The 19,072-nt window shown below is 42.1% G+C and carries 13 protein-coding genes; 4 read left to right on the top strand and 9 right to left on the bottom strand.

Annotation, left to right across the window (positions count from 1 at the left end):
• The first annotated feature begins 315 nt into the window (after positions 1–315).
• On the top strand, positions 316–525 hold the full coding sequence (locus AN394_RS00875) for a hypothetical protein (RefSeq protein WP_054562952.1): 210 nt from the start codon (positions 316–318) through the stop codon (positions 523–525).
• 4 nt (positions 526–529) lie between these two features.
• Here AN394_RS00875 and AN394_RS00870 read toward each other — a convergent pair whose 3' ends face one another.
• Both AN394_RS00870 and AN394_RS00865 read right to left on the bottom strand, forming a co-directional pair.
• On the bottom strand, positions 530–1,135 hold the full coding sequence (locus AN394_RS00870) for a lipase/acyltransferase domain-containing protein (RefSeq protein WP_055020583.1): 606 nt from the start codon (positions 1,133–1,135) through the stop codon (positions 530–532).
• Between the two features lie 8 nt (positions 1,136–1,143).
• Positions 1,144–1,680 (bottom strand): YaeQ family protein, encoded by a 537-nt coding sequence (locus tag AN394_RS00865; RefSeq protein WP_054562950.1) that lies wholly within the window; start codon positions 1,678–1,680, stop codon positions 1,144–1,146.
• A gap of 91 nt (positions 1,681–1,771) precedes the next feature.
• Between AN394_RS00865 and ylqF the strand changes: the two genes are divergently transcribed.
• Both ylqF and AN394_RS00855 read left to right on the top strand, forming a co-directional pair.
• Entirely contained in the window at positions 1,772–2,716 is a 945-nt protein-coding gene (ylqF, locus tag AN394_RS00860; RefSeq protein ID WP_054562949.1) for a ribosome biogenesis GTPase YlqF, read from the top strand.
• 730 nt (positions 2,717–3,446) lie between these two features.
• Positions 3,447–6,896, top strand: coding sequence for a PAS-domain containing protein (locus AN394_RS00855; protein ID WP_055020582.1), 3,450 nt, complete (start codon positions 3,447–3,449; stop codon positions 6,894–6,896).
• On the opposite strand, the gene AN394_RS00850 is transcribed toward AN394_RS00855, so the two are convergent.
• Positions 6,893–9,865 (bottom strand): DUF3857 domain-containing transglutaminase family protein, encoded by a 2,973-nt coding sequence (locus tag AN394_RS00850; RefSeq protein WP_055020581.1) that lies wholly within the window; start codon positions 9,863–9,865, stop codon positions 6,893–6,895. The genes AN394_RS00855 and AN394_RS00850 overlap by 4 nt on opposite strands.
• Positions 9,866–10,009: 144 nt before the next feature.
• Positions 10,010–11,179 (bottom strand): DUF547 domain-containing protein, encoded by a 1,170-nt coding sequence (locus AN394_RS00845; RefSeq protein ID WP_055020580.1) that lies wholly within the window; start codon positions 11,177–11,179, stop codon positions 10,010–10,012.
• Positions 11,180–11,311: 132 nt separating this feature from the next.
• Here AN394_RS00845 and AN394_RS00840 point away from each other — a divergent pair, with 132 nt between their 5' ends.
• The gene (locus AN394_RS00840) at positions 11,312–11,836 is read left to right on the top strand and encodes a DUF2569 domain-containing protein (RefSeq protein ID WP_054562945.1); all 525 of its coding nucleotides are present in this window, start codon (positions 11,312–11,314) and stop codon (positions 11,834–11,836) included.
• Between the two features lies 1 nt (position 11,837).
• Here AN394_RS00840 and AN394_RS00835 read toward each other — a convergent pair whose 3' ends face one another.
• The 5 genes from AN394_RS00835 to AN394_RS00815 are packed head-to-tail and all read right to left on the bottom strand — an operon-like array spanning position 11,838 to position 19,029.
• The gene (locus tag AN394_RS00835) at positions 11,838–13,118 is read right to left on the bottom strand and encodes a PAS domain-containing sensor histidine kinase (protein WP_055020579.1); all 1,281 of its coding nucleotides are present in this window, start codon (positions 13,116–13,118) and stop codon (positions 11,838–11,840) included.
• Entirely contained in the window at positions 13,119–14,495 is a 1,377-nt protein-coding gene (locus AN394_RS00830) for a sigma-54 dependent transcriptional regulator (RefSeq protein ID WP_055020578.1), read from the bottom strand.
• 57 nt (positions 14,496–14,552) lie between these two features.
• Positions 14,553–17,003: an ABC transporter permease gene (locus AN394_RS00825; RefSeq protein ID WP_055020577.1), complete on the bottom strand. Its 2,451-nt coding sequence runs from the start codon at positions 17,001–17,003 to the stop codon at positions 14,553–14,555.
• Complete coding sequence (locus AN394_RS00820; RefSeq protein ID WP_054562941.1) at positions 17,003–17,755, bottom strand: ABC transporter ATP-binding protein; 753 nt, start codon at positions 17,753–17,755, stop codon at positions 17,003–17,005. Before AN394_RS00820 ends, AN394_RS00825 begins: the two co-directional genes overlap by 1 nt.
• Entirely contained in the window at positions 17,752–19,029 is a 1,278-nt protein-coding gene (locus AN394_RS00815; protein ID WP_054562940.1) for an efflux RND transporter periplasmic adaptor subunit, read from the bottom strand. The genes AN394_RS00820 and AN394_RS00815 overlap by 4 nt, the downstream gene beginning before the upstream one ends.
• Positions 19,030–19,072 lie beyond the last annotated feature (43 nt).

The raw sequence follows: 19,072 nt of genomic DNA, 5'->3' as shown, positions 1-19,072 counted from the left end.
TTAAGTATTAGCCATCTTGGCTAATCTGTAAAATGGTTTAATTCGAACATAGTGATAGGTTTTAACTATCAAAGGTTGGTTTTGTCCATTTGTGCACTATCAACATAACTTTGAATTACTTTTATATAGACTTGGGGCAACTGAGCAAAAAATCTACCTTATTTTGCAAATATTCAAAAATTAGGTAGAAAGTATGATCTAAAACAAGGTTTGTACTCGCTGATAAGTAGGCCGATTTAGAACTTGATTTAGGTCAAAAAAACAACGAACCATAAGCGCATAATGACTTTACCGCATTTAACCAGGAGAAGAAAAATGGACGGTAAAACAGTTAAAGAAAGCAAAGCTGAAATAGTTGTTGTAGTGATTGCATTACTTGCATTTGTTATCGGTTTGGTAGGTCATCTAGCAGGTGCTAGCTTCGCAAACTTTGATACCTTTGGCTACATTGCTGCACCTGTACCATTGATCTTAGGGATCATTGTTTTAATCTCATATAAAGTGGCTGCAAGTGCTGAAGATTAAAGTATCACTCACTTTGATTTATAAGCTTAATAATGTAATCCATCACTTGGCGTGAGTAGATCATACTGGTGTGACTCAAATGAAACACCTTATGTTCTGCCATGCCATTGAGCTTGGTTTCATCTATCAAAACTGTACCATCAGAGACACTGCCTTTAGCAATCAGTGGCATTAGCCCTATTGGTAAGTCACCAGCAATACTATAAAGCTTGGCATTAAACGGCCAATCGCCATTCTCAGATAATAAAAACTCCACGCTGTTTTTTAACAGCATATCAAAGCCTTTTTGCTGCATTTGCTTAGCAATATGACTACCTTTATGCGGGGTGCCTAAGGTGATCACCTTTTCAACGTGGCGACTTTGAAGGGAATTGGCCTCTAAGTAAGCGCGAGCCACTAAGCCACCCATAGAGTGGCAAACTAAGGCGGTAGGTTTACCACCGATAAAGCGATCAATCTTATCGAATATTGCCGCTCTATCGGGAGAGAGCGTGTTATAGGTCAAATTGAGTATTTTTAGACCTGACTTTTCAAGGCGCGCGCACAGTGGACGCATCACAAAGCCTGACATATAAAGTCCGTGTAATACTACAACTTGCCTAATTGCCATCGCATTCCTTACATTAACTGTTGCGGTTTAATTTCGATATTTGCTGTATCTGAGCTAACCCATACTTCACCATCTTGAATGGTAATAGTGAGCTTAATATTGCGATCAGCTAAGTCGGCTAATGCCTGAGTCGCGGCATAATCGAGACTAAAAATACTTAAGTTTTTAAAATCATACAACTTAGGTTGATGTTTTTGCCACCAAATCGCTTGGTTATTTTCGCCGTAGGTATATAAAACAACTTGCTTCGACTTATTGCAGGCTTTTTTCAGGCGTTTTTCATCAGGTAAACCTAGCTCAATCCATAATTCAATTTCTTCGCTATAGTTAATGTGCCAAAGCTCAGGCTCATCATCGGCGCATAAGCCTTTAGTAAACTCTAAGCCTTCACGGGCATTTAGCGCAAAAGCCAACAAGCGGATCATCAAACGTTGTTCGGTTTCTGATGGGTGTTGTGCCAGTGTTAAATTGAAATCTTGATAAATGTGGCGATCCATATCGCTTAACGATAATTGCGCTTTAATAATGGTTGATTTAAGAGCCATAACTGCTTACTTGAAAAAATTTGCGTCATTATAGCGCAATTCGTTGCCGAGCCAGTTAAAATACCGTGAAATTATCTTGTAGGAGTTAAAAATGGCCATCCAGTGGTTCCCGGGTCACATGAACAAAGCCCGAAACGAAATTAAAGAAATCATGCCACAGATGGATGTGATCATTGAGGTACTTGATGCCCGTATTCCTTATAGTAGTGAAAACCCAATGGTTACTGCGTTGCGTGGCGATAAGCCGGTGATCAAAATCATGAACAAGGCGGACTTGGCTGATCCTAAGTTAACGCAAGCTTGGAAAGACTACTTTGAGCAGCAAAGTGGCGTAAAAGCGATTGATTTTGGTAATGATAAAGCGGGTGAAGTACATCGTATTAATGAGCTTTGTAAAAAATTAGTGCCGCATAAAGTAGGCGCTGATAAACAAATTAAAGCCATGATCATGGGTATTCCAAACGTTGGTAAATCAACGCTTATTAATACCTTAGCTGGCCGTATCGTGGCAAAAACAGGTAATGAACCTGCGGTAACCAAAGCGCAGCAACGTATTAAGCTTGACGATGGCATTATGCTTTACGACACCCCGGGTATGTTATGGCCTAAAGTAGAGAACGAAAACTCTGGTTATCGTTTAGGGGCAACTGGCGCTATTCGTGATACCGCTATCGACTACGAAGAAGTGGCAAGTTACACCGCTGAATATTTATTGCAAGCATACCCAGAACTTTTAAAAAGCCGCTATAAAATTGATGAGCTACCAGAGTCTGACTGGGAGTTTGTTGAAATGGCAGGTAAAAAGCGTGGTTGTATCCGCGGTGGTAATCAAATCGATACTTACAAAATGTCTGAAATTCTTATCAACGAATTACGCGATGGCATTATTGGTCGTATTACCATGGAAACACCGGCTATGCGTGAAGAAGAAGAGCAAATGGTTGCTGAGCTTCGCGCTGCTGCAGAGGCGAAAAAAGCCGCTAAAGAAGAAGAGAAAAAACAACGCCGTGCACGTGCACGTAAGAACCGTCGATAAAGTTAACGCATTAACTTTTAGACATAAAAAAAGCCCTGCAAGGGCTTTTTTAGTTTCATATCTACCGTCACCGATATGAGCAATGTAGCAAGTAAAATAAGTAGGGTCGCTTATATGTCGCCAATATCAAGGGGCGTTGCCATTAGTAACATATAAGCTAGAGCTTTAACGTGGCGACACGTGTTTCAGGGTAGAGAAACAAATTTAATCTGAACAAGTCATCATACTTCGCTTGGCTTGTTGAGATTAATTATCAATTAGGTTTTCGATGCTGTCAACATGTTTTTGAAAATAATTCTCATTTAGTTTGGCTTGCAGGTTTGGTACGAATTTTAGACATAAAAAAAGCCCTGTAAGGGCTTTTTGAGTTTCATATCTACCGTCACCGATATGAGCAATGTAGCAAGTAAAATAGTAGGGCGATCACCTGTTGCCAATATCAAGGGGCGTTGCGATTAGCAACAGGCGATCTTAGCTTTATCGTGGGCCACACGTGTTTCAGGGTCGAGAAACAAATCAGTTTATTCCGAACAAGTACTTTATTGTCTTGTTGATAGTGATTATCAATTAGATTTGCGTATCTGTCAACACTCAATTGAAAATAATTCTCATTTCTTTATGTTTGTTTTTTAAACTTCCGTAATACAATGCATTAGCACTAAAGTTAGGCTGTAAATTACGTGCAATAAAAACTATGCTGGGGCTATAACAATTAAAATAATCACATGCGATGTTCTCAATTTGGTCAATAAGCCTTCTTGCAATTGTATATCTGGCAATTTTATTTGCGGTTGCAGGCTGGGCTGATAAAAGAAAAGTATTGCCTTTTAAAGGCTTAACCTATGGTTTATCACTTGGGGTGTATTGCACCTCTTGGGCGTTTTTTGGTACCACAGCACAAGCTGCATACAATGGCTGGTGGTTGGCTCCGACCTATGCCGGTACTATTTTGTTATTCATTTTTGGCTGGCAAGTTTATTGCCGCATAGCGCATATTTGTCGGCAGCAAAAAATAACCTCAATGGCAGATTTTATTGCGACTCGGTATGGTCAGTCGTCGAGTTTGTCTGGGCTCATTTCATTGATTTCAGTGATTGCCATTGTGCCCTATATCTCTTTACAGCTAAGTGCAACTGCACAAAGTATCAACTTACTTACCGACCGTGCTGCCACACAAAGTCATGAAGTATGGGCCGATAGCACTTTTTATATCACGATTGTATTGGCACTGTTTGCTATTTTATTCGGCGCGAGGCGGTTAAAGCCCAGCGAACATAATCCAGGTTTGATAGCCAGTATTGCCTTTGAATCTGTGGTTAAGTTGTTGGCGTTTTTAGCGGTGGGTTTGTATGTATGCTTTGCTCTATTCGACAGCCCAGTGGCGCTGTTTGAAAAAGCGCATGACCTAAATATTGATCAGCAAGTGGCGGCCACACAAAGTCCAACCTATGTGTATGTTGCTCATACTTTGCTTGGTATTTTGGCGACCTTATGTTTGCCAAGACAATTCCACATGAGCTTTATCGAAAAAAATAACGATAAAGAGCTGGCCTCGGCACGTTGGCTGTTTCCGATTTACCTCTTACTTATTAACCTGTTTATTCTACCGATTGCATACGCCGGATTAATTTACTTTCAAGGTCAAGAGGTCGGCTACGACACCTTTGTATTAGCTTTACCGATGGCGGCTGATGATGCTTTTGTGGCGTTATTAGCCTTTTTAGGCGGCTTTTCAGCGGCAACCAGTATGGTGATTGTGTCATCAATTGTGCTTTCAGTGATGATCACTAATGACTTTATTAACCAATTTATTTTACGCCGCTCGCAACTTACATCGAGTAGTCGCGGGCTTGATAAAAATAACCTATTACATGCGCGTAAAATCGTTATCGTATTGATTTTATTGCTTAGTTACTTCACTCACCGAGTGCTAGGCGAAAGTACAACCCTTGCCAATGTGGGTTTGATGTCGTTTACCTTAGTCGCGCAATTTTCGCCTGCCATGATCATAGGCTTATGGTGGCGACAAGCATCGTGTCGCGGTGCTCAATTGGGGATTTTAAGCGGTTTTATTATTTGGGGATACACACTTTTACTACCGAATATCGCCGGAGGTTTAGGAAGCGATAGCTTATGGCTTATGAATGGACCGTGGGGAATAAGCTGGTTAGCGCCAACCGACTTATTCTCATTAGGCATGGAAAGCATTAGCCAAGCTTTATTGCTATCGCTAGGTGCGAACTGTTTAGTGTATTTCTTAGTACCGTTATTTAGTCGAGCAACCTTAGCTGAACGCTTGCAGAGCAATAAGTTTGTGTCGCAGCTTAGTGATTCTCGAGTGAGTAATCATCTACAGCCTTTGAGTTACCATGACCTAGGTGCGCTAATGCAGCGATTTGCCGAAAAAGAAGCGGCGCAGTCGTTGGTAAATCATTACTTTCCGGATGATAAAAGTAAGTGGAAGCGCCCTGCCAATGTTGAGTTAGAACTATTAGTTGAGCGCGAGATGTCTGCCGTGATCGGCGGCGCATCGGCGCGGCTTATTTTAGATGTAGCGAAAAATGAGCAGCGCCAGCCTCTAGAGCAGGTTGCCGAGTTTGTTGATGAAGCAAGCCAAGTACTTAAATTTAATCGTGACTTACTGCAATCAACAATCGAAAACATTCAACAAGGGATCAGTGTAGTTGATAGTGAGCTGCGCTTGGTAGCTTGGAACCAAGGCTACAAAAACATGTTCGCCTACCCAGATGATGCGCTTTACATAGGCCGCCCTGTTGCCGACATTATTCGTTTTAATGCCGAGCGTGGCTTATTTAGCGGCGAGAGCATGACCAGCGAAGTCGAAAAACGCTTAGCCTATTTACGCCAAGGCAGCGCTTATAAATATCAGCGCTCGCACAATGATGGCCGCGTGTTTGAAATGCAAGGTAACCCACTGCCAGGTGGCGGCTTTGTAACAACCTATACCGACATTACCGAGTTCGTAAAACAACAAAAAGCGTTAACCGAAGCAAATGTTAGCCTTGAAGAAAAAGTCGCAGCCCGCACCTTGGCATTGACTCAAGCAAACCAAGAGTTGTCGATGGCAAAGCAAGTGGCGGAGCAAGCAACGGTCAGTAAAACACGCTTTTTTGCTGCTGCCAGCCATGATTTACTGCAACCTTTCAATGCTGCGAGCTTGTTTTGTTCTTTAATGAATGAAAAAGCCCAAGATACCGAACTTAAAGAGCTGGCGATGAATATTAAGAATTCATTGGGCAGCGCCGAAGAGTTGTTATCGAGTATTTTAGAGTTAACCAAGCTCGATTCGGGCTCGTTTAAAGTACAAATGAGCGAGTTTGCTGCCAGCTCGTTGGTTGAGCCACTGCGAAATGACTACGAAGCCCTTGCCCGCGAAAAAGGCTTAAAGTTTATTATTGAAACCTGCGATGTTCGCTTGCATACCGACAAAGCGCTGCTGCGACGAGTACTACGTAACCTTTTGAGTAATGCGATTCGTTATACCGAGCAAGGTGAAGTGCGCTTAAAAATGCAGTACGACGATGACCATGTATCCTTTATTGTTGAAGACACAGGGATTGGTATTGCATCGAGCGATCAACAAACTATTTTCCAAGAGTTTAAACAGCTTGGTGCAAAGCCAAGCGCCGAGGGATTAGGCTTAGGGTTGGCAATCACTAAACGTATATGTGACTTACTTAAAATACCCCTAGTGATGGGGTCTGAGCTTGGTAAAGGCACGCAATTTACCCTAACTCTGCCTTGTAGAGTGAGTGCTGCGCCAGCGCAAACGAAAGGTGCTGAGGCATCACAAGAAACAGAGCTGGGGCAATTGCGTATTTGGTTGCTTGATAACGACCGCAACGTGTTAGAGGCATTAAAGCAGCTACTCGAAAATTGGGGCTGTGAAATTTCAACAGCCACTAACTTAGCGGAGCTTGAGCAGTTAAAGGCAAGCCAAGCCCTGCCGCAATTGTTGATCATTGATTACCAGCTTGATGATGGGGTAACAGGCCTTGAAGTGATTGAACAAGCGGCATTAACACGCTTACCTGCCATAGTGAATACCGCGAATCATGATGAAGGCATACGCGAGTTAGTGCTAGATGCGGGCTACCCATTACTTTATAAGCCTCTGAAAGCGCCCGCCTTAAAGCGCATGATTAAGCGACTGACTTAATCTGCGTTTTGCTCAGTTGTTGGGGTATTGGCTTTAATTAAGCGCTCTACCTCAGCGACAAACTTTTTATCTAAGTCATCTTCATGGCTCAAAAATAACAGCATTTCATCACCATTGTGGTCAATGACCGTTACCGTGGTGGTTAGTAGGGCGCTTTTAGCATAATCAACGTTGATCTCTTTAATGTCACTAAAGCGGCGCTGATCTTTTTCGAGCACACCTTGCTCATTTTCCCAGTAACTAAAAATAGTGTTTTCTGTGATGCCGTTTCCATCAGTTTTAAAATCGATAAATGCGTCACTATAAAAATAATGTACACTCTCGTTGGCAGGGATAATTTCTTTTCTTTTTAAAAAGTTAACTTGATAAGACCAAAGCTTGTCACCGGTTACTATGGTTGAACTTGGCAACAAATATAGCTCATAAATTAAGCCATAAAATAACCAAGGCAACATGAGTATCGAAATGATAACCTGCCTCGCTCGCCACTGAGAGTGGTACTCAAGAGCCTGCTGTGGTTGCTTGAGGTTTTGAATGTAATTAACCAGAGGCAACCATAGAATAGGTGTAACTAAAAACAGCCAAGTACCATATTCCCAGTTATAGCTTACGACTTCAGAAATGATAATCGCCAGCCATAACACGAACCCAACCGCAACGGGCATGATCTTATTTTTGCCAAAGGTTTGCTCGCTGTGCTTGCAAAGCTCAAGTAACAACGGAATAAAAAACAGCGGTGCAAATATCCCTCGAGCAATCGGCATAATATGGCTTTGTTGTTGCTCTTTTATCGCTTTCCAGTTGCGATAGCTCCAGTAGTGAATGAATATTCCTAAGCTTAATAAGCTGTAAATAACAAACTTACTGTTACTGACAGGGTAGAACTGTTGCTCAGCAAAAACTGGGCGGTTACTTGCTTCTATACGCCAAGCCGCGATGAAAAAGATGATTGCCGCCAAGTAACTTAAAATAAAAACGCTATACCAGTTGGTTTCGTCATCTGCTGGTGTGGTTGTGGCGCTATTTGTGCCGTATTTAATGATGCCGTAATGGGTCGCGTTATTGAGTTTTTTACGCTCGCTTAGGTAAAGGTCTATTTGATCGGCTGGAATATGATCCTGCTTAGCACTGTAATCAAAGTATAAGGTCAACACCGAGTCTTTAAATGTCACGCGTTTTTCGAGATGAAAAAATGGGTTGTCGACTGTGACCTGCTCATCATTAAACTGCCAATTAGTATCCGTAAACGTAACCTTTATGGTTGTTTCGATATTATTTGGGTAACGAAACCACATTGGTGCATTGTTACGTTCTCGCTGTTCCGGCTTATAAACTGAGTTTTGAATTTCACTAGCGTAAAAGTCGTTTTGAAAATCATTACCCTTAGGTCGCCAAAAGTTATCAATAGTATAGTGCTCATTGGTAATTAGCTGACCGGTGTCTTCTGGAGATTCAACCAGCATAGGTTTGAATGTTTTTAAGCCCTTGTAGGTATCTTGATAATATTCGCGGTAATCATCTTCTATGCTTTTTAAGCTGTTTTCAGCGATTGAGCTGCGGCGGTTAATTGCTTCAAAGTCGCCGTATTTATATTGAGTTGAGAAACTAACTGGCTCATCAATACCTTCTGGGATCTGATAACTATCAAAAACCTGTATGCGTTTTAGGGCAGGCTCTGTGAACATATCTGTAAAGCCTGTCTCACCTTGCTTTATGATTAACGCTACATCGTAGTTCGGTTGAGCTAAATGTGCTAAATCGCCGCGCTGGTACGAAATGGTCGGATCAAGCCAATAGCGTTTACCTTGGTGCTCTAAGGTGACAATCACATGGTCAAACAAGCTAGGAGAGACCGGTAAGCTGGCAGTACGTTTTCTGTCTTCGGTGTTAACTAAAGCTGGATGAGCCTCTACGCCGAGCGCTTTAAGTAAAGAAATGAGCAAGACGGTTTTGTCTTTACAGTCGCCATAGCGCAGTGCCAAGGTTTCTGATGCAGGAGTAGGCTGGTGCGAGTTAGTGCCCATTTCTAGGCCTAAATAACGTACTTCGTCTTGGCTAAAGCGCAGGGCAGCCACAATTTGAGACTCTAAGTCGGTATGTTGAAACTTAATTTGACGGGCAATTGTTTCAATAGCTGGGCTCACTTCGATGGCCGATTGGTATAAAGGTAACGACCAATTGACTACCTCTTGCCAATTATTTACTTCAGAGAAATACACTTCCTTGTAAGGCGAATACCAATGCGGTACTTCGCTTGCGGAGCGAATGGTCGGCTCATTGTGTTGGCTAATTTGGTAGTCAAAACCCGTATCGAGCTTGGTTTTAGTAACTGGCGACTCGCCATTCATAAAATTGATATATAAGGGCGTAGGCTTTTGCCACTTTACCCGCATAAATTGCTGCACTATCGGCACAGACCAGTTCAGTGTACGCATGGTGCTGAAGTGTTGATAAACCGGATTACTGCCCGAAACCGTATAGCTGTAATCTAAAATATCCATGACCCGCATATCATCAATAATGACATTTAGGCTTAAGGTGCCATTGTATATACGACTTGCTAAGTCAGTCTCGCGCTGTAACACCTGTAGCTCGGCACTATTTAGTTTATCTATATATTGGCCGTCACGAATAATGCCTAAACTATTGAGCGTAAGAGATTGATAATTTGGGTCAAAATCAATATTCAGCTGGCTTATATAATCAACCCCAGACTGATTGACCGCCTGCATTACAGTACGATTAAAGCGTTGCTGTGGGGCTTGCTCAGATACCTGAAGCTGAGTGTCGAGCATCAGGTAGAAAGTCCCGTCTCGTATTTGGTCTCGAGGAATCTCTGGGGTAAGTAACTCATGGTGTTTTACCCAGTTAGCTGCAGGCGCAACCTGATAGTCTTCAGCGGCTGCAAAGCAGCTCACAAAGAATAAAAAAACAGCGAGTACCTTAAGTTGTAAGTGCATCCATTTCATTGTTATTTTCTAATTACGTTTAGTTTTATATGACAAATTACTGAATTTCACGGCATGAGCCAAATAAAAATTAAATATTTATAGGTAGGTCTCGTAGGAAGTGGTGAGTTTAAGCGGCTCATAGCGAGCCGCTTTAGGGTTATATTATTTATCTTCAGACTCTTTAGCTGGTAAGTCTTTTATTTCAACGCGAGTATTTGCTTCATAGTATTTTTGCGTGATTTTTTGCAAAATCTCGCGACGTAACGGGCTTACATGGCCGACTTCTTTGGTTAAGTTTTTACCATAAGCAACAAAGTTAGTATCAAAGCCATCTGCTACTATACTCGGATCGGCGACAGTCGCGTTACCTCCACCATATTCAACATCGGTACCTAGAATGTCGGTAATGTCGTAGTTATCGATACTAAAAGAGAGGTTTTGTACAACTTGGTCTTTATCTGGCTCTTGAATTACTAACGATTGAAGGTGGTCAGCTAAATCTTCTTCAAAGTTAGGAAAATAGTTTTTCTTTTCAAGGTATAAAGAAGAAACACGAGTGCTATGGTTACCTATCACACTACCACGGTTTGAATTAACAAATTGCACTGCATTGGTGGTTAGGGCTGCAAACACATTTTTTGCTGTATATGGGTGGTCAAGCAAATTTGGGCTGCCAATGTAGCCACGGTAGTAGCCATATATTAATAGCGGGTCATTGTTAAATAGCGGTGCAACAATGTTGTACTCAATGTCGTTTAATGAATACTGGTTACCGTTAAAGTTAAAGCGTGGCTTATCAAAAAAACTTGGCTCTTCATTTAATAACTTGGTCAGGTTCTTAACAGGGTACTGCTGCACTAACTCATTGAGTACCGTCACGTTATAAAGATTGAGCCAGTAAGCGAGTAACTCTGATTTTGGTAAGTTACTTAAATTAATTTTGTTTGGCAGGTCGGCCATATTTTCTTGCACTATTTGCAAGTCTTGCTTCATCTGAGGATTCTTTTTGTACGAATCATAATAAAAGCGGTTTGCTTCTGTTGCAGTCGACGGTTTTGGGTTCGACGACAACCGGGTGCCAATTTTGGTTGTGTTTTGTGAAATGCGATAGCGGTCTGACATACCTAAATCAATCACCGAGGCATTTAATATTTGCCCGTAGTCAGTGTACTCAAGGGTGATATTTGATTTTTCATCGTACTGATGAAATTGGCTAAATTTTTCTTGGTTTATGGCTGTCGTTGCTGTTTTATTAATAGGAGCCGTTGAATTACAGGCTGTAACTAGAATAAGTGATGTTGCTAATACGATGGGTTTTATAGCGTTTTTCATTTTTATGACCTTCCGTAGTTTAAAAAATAAACATAGCGTGGTTTTTCTGAAAGCGCAACAATCTGTTGTTTTTGTGAATTTTATTAAAAAATAAGCGTATAGTAGAAGAAATAAAAATAAAAAGGAAAACTCATGGAAGAAGCAAAACAACAAAACCAAATCGAAACACCAGAAGCTAAAAGCTCCGTAAATGATGACTTAGTTGGCATAAAAGGTTGGCTCATTCTTGTGGCGATAGGTGTAGTGATCAGCCCTTTTAGAGTATTTATCGAATCAATTAATACCTTTAAACCCATTTTCACGACCGAGATGTGGCAACGTTTAACGTCGCAATTTGGTGATATGTATCATCCGCTTTGGGAGCCTTTACTAATCATTGAAATGGCTTTTAATGCAGCATTATTTTTAGCTTCGCTCTATTTAATCGTGTTGTTTTTTAAGCATAAGAAAGCGTTTGTAAGTTGGTACTTAGCGATATTATTTGGTGGATTAGCGTTTATTGCTCTCGATGCCTATGCGGTTAGTTTAATTGTGCCCGATGTCGATGTGTTCGACGATGAAGTTAGAACTATGATTATCAGAGGCCTTATTCAAGCTGTGATCTGGGGACCTTACATGCTGTTATCTAAGCGTGTGAAAGCCACATTTGTAAAATAAGTTAGCTGAGCACAGTAATTGTAGCTTGCGTGCCTTGCTGGGGTTTTGAGTTTATTGATAACTCAAAACCTTGGTTGCGCACAAGTTCTCGGGTGATCACAAGTCCTATACCTGTGCCATTTGCTTTGGTTGAGTAAAATGGCACGAACAAGTTATCGGGGTTTTGAATGCCACAACCTTGGTCGCTAATTGTAATATTTAAGCTATCACCTTGCCTTGACCAAGTGAGGGTTGGGGCAGAATTGCTGCCTGCTTCAAAGGCATTTTTTATCAGGTTGATCAACGCTTGTTCTAGCTGACCAAAGTCGGCATTAATATGTAACTCTTCGCTGCTATTTATTACTAGTTCAGGAAAAATAGCACTTAAACGAGTATTTAATTGCTCGCTACTGATTACCTGCTTTTGTGCGGGTGGTAGCTTGGCAAACGCACTGTAACTGGCTACAAAATCAAGCAAGTGCTGAGCGCGTTTTTCTATTACTTGCAGCATATCTTGGGCGAGATCATCGTGACTGCTAATTTGCCCTTGGCGCTTAAGGGTTTGCAATGATTGACTCATCGAATAAATCGGCGTGAGTGAGTTACGCACTTCATGATTTAACACTCGAATTAACCGTTGCCAAACAAGTTGTTCGTTATCGCGAAGCTGTTGCTCAATTGAAAAGAAGGTTAGTAATTCAAAGTTTCTGCCGGTCCGCCAAAAAGTCTGCGATGAGATTTGAAAGCGTTGTTTAAACAGCGAGTCACTATTTTGTTGCCATTCGCCATCATGCAGAGCAATGCCTAAGTCGCTGGCCGATTTACCTTCAATTTGGCGATGGCTAATACTATTTATAAACGCCTTATTACTAAAGTAAATTAAGCCATGGGGGTCTAGTATAACGATGGGTAAGTCCAGCATGCTGGCAAACTCAAAAACAAACTCTTCTGTTTGCATATAATGGCGTTTGTTCTTGGCTATTTTATTGCTGAGCTTGGCAAAATCTTGCTTAAGCGCTGCGACTCGTCCACTTTGATAAGACGCTAAATGCCAACTATTACTTTCGTCATTTGCCAATGCATCTAGTTGCAGGCCAAAGCGTTCAACCACATCGGTGATCGCACGGTAGCTTTTAATTAAAGCAAAAGCGCTTATCCCGATAAACGGCAATAATAGGCTGATACTGGCGAACCAATCTAGTTTTAAGCTGAGCGAAAGGGCAATACCAAGCGTTAATAGCACCGCTATAAGCATATAAAAATAGCGTCGAATACGCTGCTCTAACGACAACTTGTTACTCATTTAGCGTTCTACTTCTTTTAAATCGAGCTGATGTTTATCAATGCGACGATAAATCGCCGATTTGCTTAACCCTAAAAATTCTCCTGCGGCGATAACATTGCCATTAAATTGCAGCAGTGCTTTTTGAATCATCTGTTTTTCAAGCTCTTCAAGGGGCAATAGTGGCAAAGCCTGTTCGGCATTGCTATTTGTTTGCTCGCAACTTGGTTGATCTAAAATGAGGTCATTGGCTTGAATATTGTTGTTATCGCTCATGATCACCGCGCGTTCAATACAATGGCTTAGCTCACGAATATTACCAGGCCAACTGTAATTTTTTAGCGCCTTTAGGGCGTCATCACTGAGCGCCATATTCGCTCTTTGGTATTTTTTACCATGCACTAACAATAAGTGTTCAGCTAAGGGAACGATGTCGTCTTTTCTGTCGCGAAGCGGTGGAATGTGCAGTTCAATGGTATTGAGTCTAAATAATAAGTCACGGCGGAACTCACCCTGCTCAATAGCCGTAGCTAATTCGCTATTGGTGGCAGAAATAATGCGAACATTGGCGGTTTTGGTTTGGCTTGAGCCGAGCACTTCAAATTCTTTGCTTTCTAGCACACGGAGCATTTTACTTTGTAGCTCAAGGCTTAAAGTCGCAATTTCATCTAAAAATAAGGTGCCGCCTTCAGCAATTTCAAAACGCCCTAGGCGGTCTTCTTTGGCATCAGTAAAAGAGCCTTTCTTATGGCCAAATAATTCGCTTTCGAATAGCGTCGGGGCAATGGCGCCAACATTCACGCTTACATAGCGTTTATCAGCTCTGAGCGAGTGCTGGTGGATATAATGTGCCAATAAGCTTTTGCCAGTGCCATTTTCGCCGGTAATTAAAATGCTGGCATCGGTTTTAGCTGCGCGCTCAGCTTTGGCAAGCAACAGCTGCATGATTTCTGATTGAGCTATGTAATGTGCTTGTGTGTCACTGGTAAGCGCCTTTAAGCACGCGTTGTCGTGATTACTTTGCTTGAGCTTGAGTTGTTGTTGTACAACGGCGGTTAAGCGCAAGTTATTCCATGGCTTTTCAACAAAGTCGACTGCCCCTAATTGCATGGCTTTAACAGCGACGTCAATGCTGGCCCATGCGGTCATCACAATGACAGGTATGGTCGAACCTAATTGATTTAGTTGCTTTAAAAAGCGTAACCCTTCTTCACCTGAGGTCGTGTCGAGCTTGTAGTTCATATCAAGCAAAATCAGGCTAATGTGCTCTGATTTTAATAACTCAAGGGCATGTTCAGGGCCTTCGGCCTCATGGCAGTGTAAGCCTAATTGTTGTAATGCAACAGTAGCAGCCAGACGTACATCAGCTTGATCGTCTATGACTAAGATTTTGTCCATGATGTTTTCTTATTATCCTGTTGAGGTGGCTTAAATTTAAGCCACCATTTTGTGCTGTTAATCGTTACGTAGTGCGGCCATAGGTTTTGCTTTAAGCAGTAAAACCAAAGGTCTAAAGCAAGCGAATAGCGCAATAAATAAGGTAATACTCCAAGCGAGTAATTGCAGTCTTACATCAAGTATCAGCCAAGACATTAGCTGTCCTTGTAACATGTAAAAACCCACTATTACCGCGGCGAGAGCAACCGCAAAACCAATGAGCACAGGGATAATCGCTTCAACACTCATCAGCTTGAATAAGCGTGCTTTTTTCGCACCTAATGCCATACGAATACCAAACTCATAGCGGCGCAGACCCAGGTTGTAGCTCAGTACCCCAAAAATACCGATTGCTGCTAATAATAGAGTAAATAGCGCTAAGGTACTACACAGAACCACGGTCAGTCGGCTCATATACAGTAAATTGTCGTACTCTTGTTGTAGGTCATTAAACTGCCACATGGTTAAGTCGCTGTTCTTTTCTTTTAGCGTATTAAGTATTTGTTTGTTAGTCAGCTTAACGCCATCAGAAGCTTTGATAGTAAACATGTAGCTATACGGTGTTGCTGGCCACCAAATGTGACGACCAAACGATTCATCGTAGTATTTAGGGTGATTAAAATCTTCGGTTACACCCACTACTTCATACATCTTTTCTTCTAAGCCTTGGTAGCTCTTGCCGATGATATTTCGATAGTCTTGGCTTGGTAATAAGTTCTCTGCAACGCTAACTGATACCAGTATCTCGTTGGTTTCACCACGTATAGCTTGTTCGCTAAAGGTGCGGCCAGCGAGAATTTTGGTGTTAACTAACGCAAAGTAATCAGGCCCTACCCACTGACTAGGGAAGAAAATTGAGCTTTTACCGTTTACATCAGTCAGGGTGTTGGCATTTTGTCTTTGCGAAACAGGGCTGTGACCCAGGGCAACATCATCAATACCTTGGCTATCAAGCAAAACCTGCTTGTATTGCAGCATGTGTTCGTAGCGTTCAGCCAATGACATTTGATTATTTGGCTGGAACAGGTTGGCAAAATATAGGTTTTCGGTATCACTGCCGAGCGGACGGTTTATCGTGCCCATGGCTTTACTCACTACCATCACTGAAAAGCTAACGAGCAACGCGGCAACAAACATTTGTGAGCCAATTAAAATACGCACTGTACGACCTGATACCTGCGAAACTCCGCCTTTACCACTGTTCTGCATTTGCGTATTTAGGGTTTTGTAATTTACCAAACGCGCTGTAATTACAGAGAAAATATAAGCAAGAGCAATACAAAGTATGATGGCAACAATGACCAACGTGCTATCCACGGCCAAGCTATTAACCAGTGGTAATCGGCCTTCTGCTAGTACTTTAAATAAACGTATGCCCCATACCGATAAAAACAGCGCAATGCTTACCGATAAGGTCATTAAAATCAGTGACTGTAAAAAGATACTTTTAAATAATGTGCTGCGTTTTGCACCTAACACCGCCTGCAAAGCGAGGGTTTTATGTTGAGCAAGAGCGCGCGAGAAGAATAAAGTGCTTACATTAAGTACCGCAATAATCAGTAGCCCTACTGCACCGGCTAACATCATTAAGCTTAAGTCATCGTTATTACCCAGCTCAACGTCACGATACGGGGTTACTTCAGGTTTTACATCGGTGATACCACCATTGTTTAGCCACTCCGATTTAACCGTATCAATTTGCTGTTTTAAATCGACTTTAACTTGATCTATGGTGACCCCAGGCTTTAAAACTGCAATCAGTTTTAGGTTTTTAAAAGTGTTTGTCCATGGGCTTTGCCAATCATCATTGTGAAAGAAACGGCGGTCAGCACTTGATGGAAACCATACTTCAACATCGCTTGCTTTAAACATGTAAGGAGGGCTGAATGAGTCATCAACAACACCCACGATACGGTGAACATAATCGGTTTCACCCGCCATGACTGAAAGTGTTTTACCAATAATGTTCGGGTCGCTGTTGTAATGCTTGCGCCAAAAGTTAGCAGAGATAACAACGCGGTCATCAGGTGTTTCTAGCGTTTCTCCAAGGTCAAAACCTTGTCCCATTAAAAATGGTGTGTTTAATAAGTCAAAATAGTTGCCGCCAACATACAGCACAGGCTCTTTCGGTTCGCCATCTAGGTTTGCAAAGATTTGCTCACCCGCATTGATCATCATACTTTGTTCAAAGCTTTGATTATGCTTAAGCCAATGCACCATCGATTGATAGCTTTGAAAGCCAGTAGCATCGTAGTCATCATAGGTAAGTGATTGCTCAACCACTACCATGCGGCTTTCATCGTACACATCAAGGGGCTTTAAAAAGTAGCTGTTAACAAGGCTAAGCACCACAAACAAGGTGGCCAATGTTAAAGCAAGTGTTGCGATAACTGCAGTGACAAAGCCCGGTGCATTCATTAATGATGCCCACGCTAAGCTTAATTGGGCGCGTGTTTTGGTTAATTTCATTACATCACCTCAGCGCTTTCAAGTGCATGCTCAGTATTGTCGCTGCTAGGTGCTTGGCGAGCTTCAGAGTAGGAAACAATTTCACCATCTAGCAATTTAAGTTGCGTTTTAGCACGTCCGGCATAACGTAAATCATGGGTTACCATGCAAATCGTGGTGCCTTTTTTATTCAGCTCATCAAGCAAGTCCATGACGGCATCACCATTTTTTGAATCTAAGTTACCAGTTGGCTCATCCACCAATAAAATGCTTGGCTTGCCTGCCAGTGCGCGGGCAATAGCAATACGCTGTTGCTGACCACCAGATAATTGATTTGGTTTGTGCTGAGAGCGGTGGCCCATCTCAACTTCATCAAGGGCCTGTTTTACCGCAAGCTCAATTTCGCTCGGGCTCATGGCTGGCTCTCGATAAGTGAGCGGCAGTGCTACGTTGTCAAACACCGATAATTCATCAATTAGGTTAAACGACTGAAATATAAAACCAATGTGAAGGTTTCTAAGTTCAGCTTGCTGATCCATATCAAGTGTTTTTGTGTCGACTTCTTTAATGAAATAGTCGCCAGCAGTTGGGCTATCGAGTAAGCCTAATAATGACAGCAACGTCGATTTACCACAGCCAGATGGGCCGCTAATGCAGATATAGTCACCTTGATTAATATTCAGGCTGATGTCTTTTAATGCATAGGTTTCAACATTTTGGCCGCGATAAACTTTGGCGATTTTGTTTAATGAGATAAGCGTATTGGTTTTCATAAACTGTCCTGTTCGATTTTTATTGTTGCCAAATGCTGCCATTTAGAAAGGTCTGAAATGATCAGCTGTTCGCCCACGGTGGCACCGCTCAAAAGTTGAATTTGATTGTCACTGAGTGTACCAAATTCGATATAGGTTGGCGTTGCTAACTGGGTATTTGGATTAAGTTTAAATAGCGTGGCTTCGCTATTTGCTTGTGCTTTTTGCGGCACGTTAATGGTTAACGCATCGGGAATAATGTTGCTAACCACATAGCCTTCAATGCTTAAATCGGGGCGGGCATTGGCTGGTAGTGTGCCCTGTAAATCAAGTTCGATAATGACTCGACCATCGGTAACGATAGGGTCAATTCGGGTGACTTTGGCATCAACTTCACCGTGATCTGCTTGGCTAAAGGTGTTTACTTTCGCTGCCATATTGAGTGCCACTTTTTCGGCATCAGCTTGCTTAACGCTTAGCTCTGCTTTGAGTGCTTTGTTTGATCCAACCACCGCAAGGCGGGTACCGGGCACGAGATTTTGGCCAAGTTCAACATTCAATTCTTGCAGCATGCCATCGATACCTGCCGTTATTTGCAGCTGATCAAAAGCGTGTTGCTCAACTTGATAATTAAGCTCAAATTGGCTTAATAGTTCTTGCTGTATTTTGCTACGTTGTAAGTGCATTTCTTTAAGCTGTGCAAGGCGTTGCTGCTCGATACTTACGCGCTCTGTAAGCTGTGCAACGTTTAGCATGCTTCGTTTGTAATCGAGGCTTGAAACAATCCCTTGCTCGATCAGTTTGCTTTCAGCATCGACTCTAAGTTCTGCACTTTGCAGCTCACTTTTTAATATGGCGAGATTTGCTTGGCGCTCAAGTAGTTCACTTTGCTGGTTAATTCTTTGCTCATTAACACTGGCTTTTTGGCGAGCAAGTTCTAGCCGAGCGACCGATAAACGCTGCGCTTGCTGTGGGTTGACGAGGCTTAAAATCACTGTGTCTTTTTTAACGATAGTGCCGGGGTAAACATGGATAGCTTCGACCATTGCAGTATCGGTATTGGTTAAATAACGTTGATACTTTGGCTTTAAACGGCCAAAGCCACGTATTTTTACCACAAAATCGGCTTGTTCTACGGTTGCTATTTGCAGTTGGCTTGCAGCAACCACAGTGGGTGTCGCCCATTGATACACCATTAAAGCGCCAAGAGCCGATACGCCAATAGCTGCACTAGCCAGCCATTTTTTAGCTTTTGATTGCTGAGGTTTGCGTTTTAGTGTGCTGTCTAAATCCATGATACTGAGAAATGTAAATAATCATGGAGTAGCTAAGGCGAGT

The organism is Pseudoalteromonas sp. P1-26 (genome assembly GCF_001401795.1).
Classification (GTDB): domain Bacteria; phylum Pseudomonadota; class Gammaproteobacteria; order Enterobacterales; family Alteromonadaceae; genus Pseudoalteromonas.
This window is presented reverse-complemented; position numbering and strand designations above follow the sequence as displayed.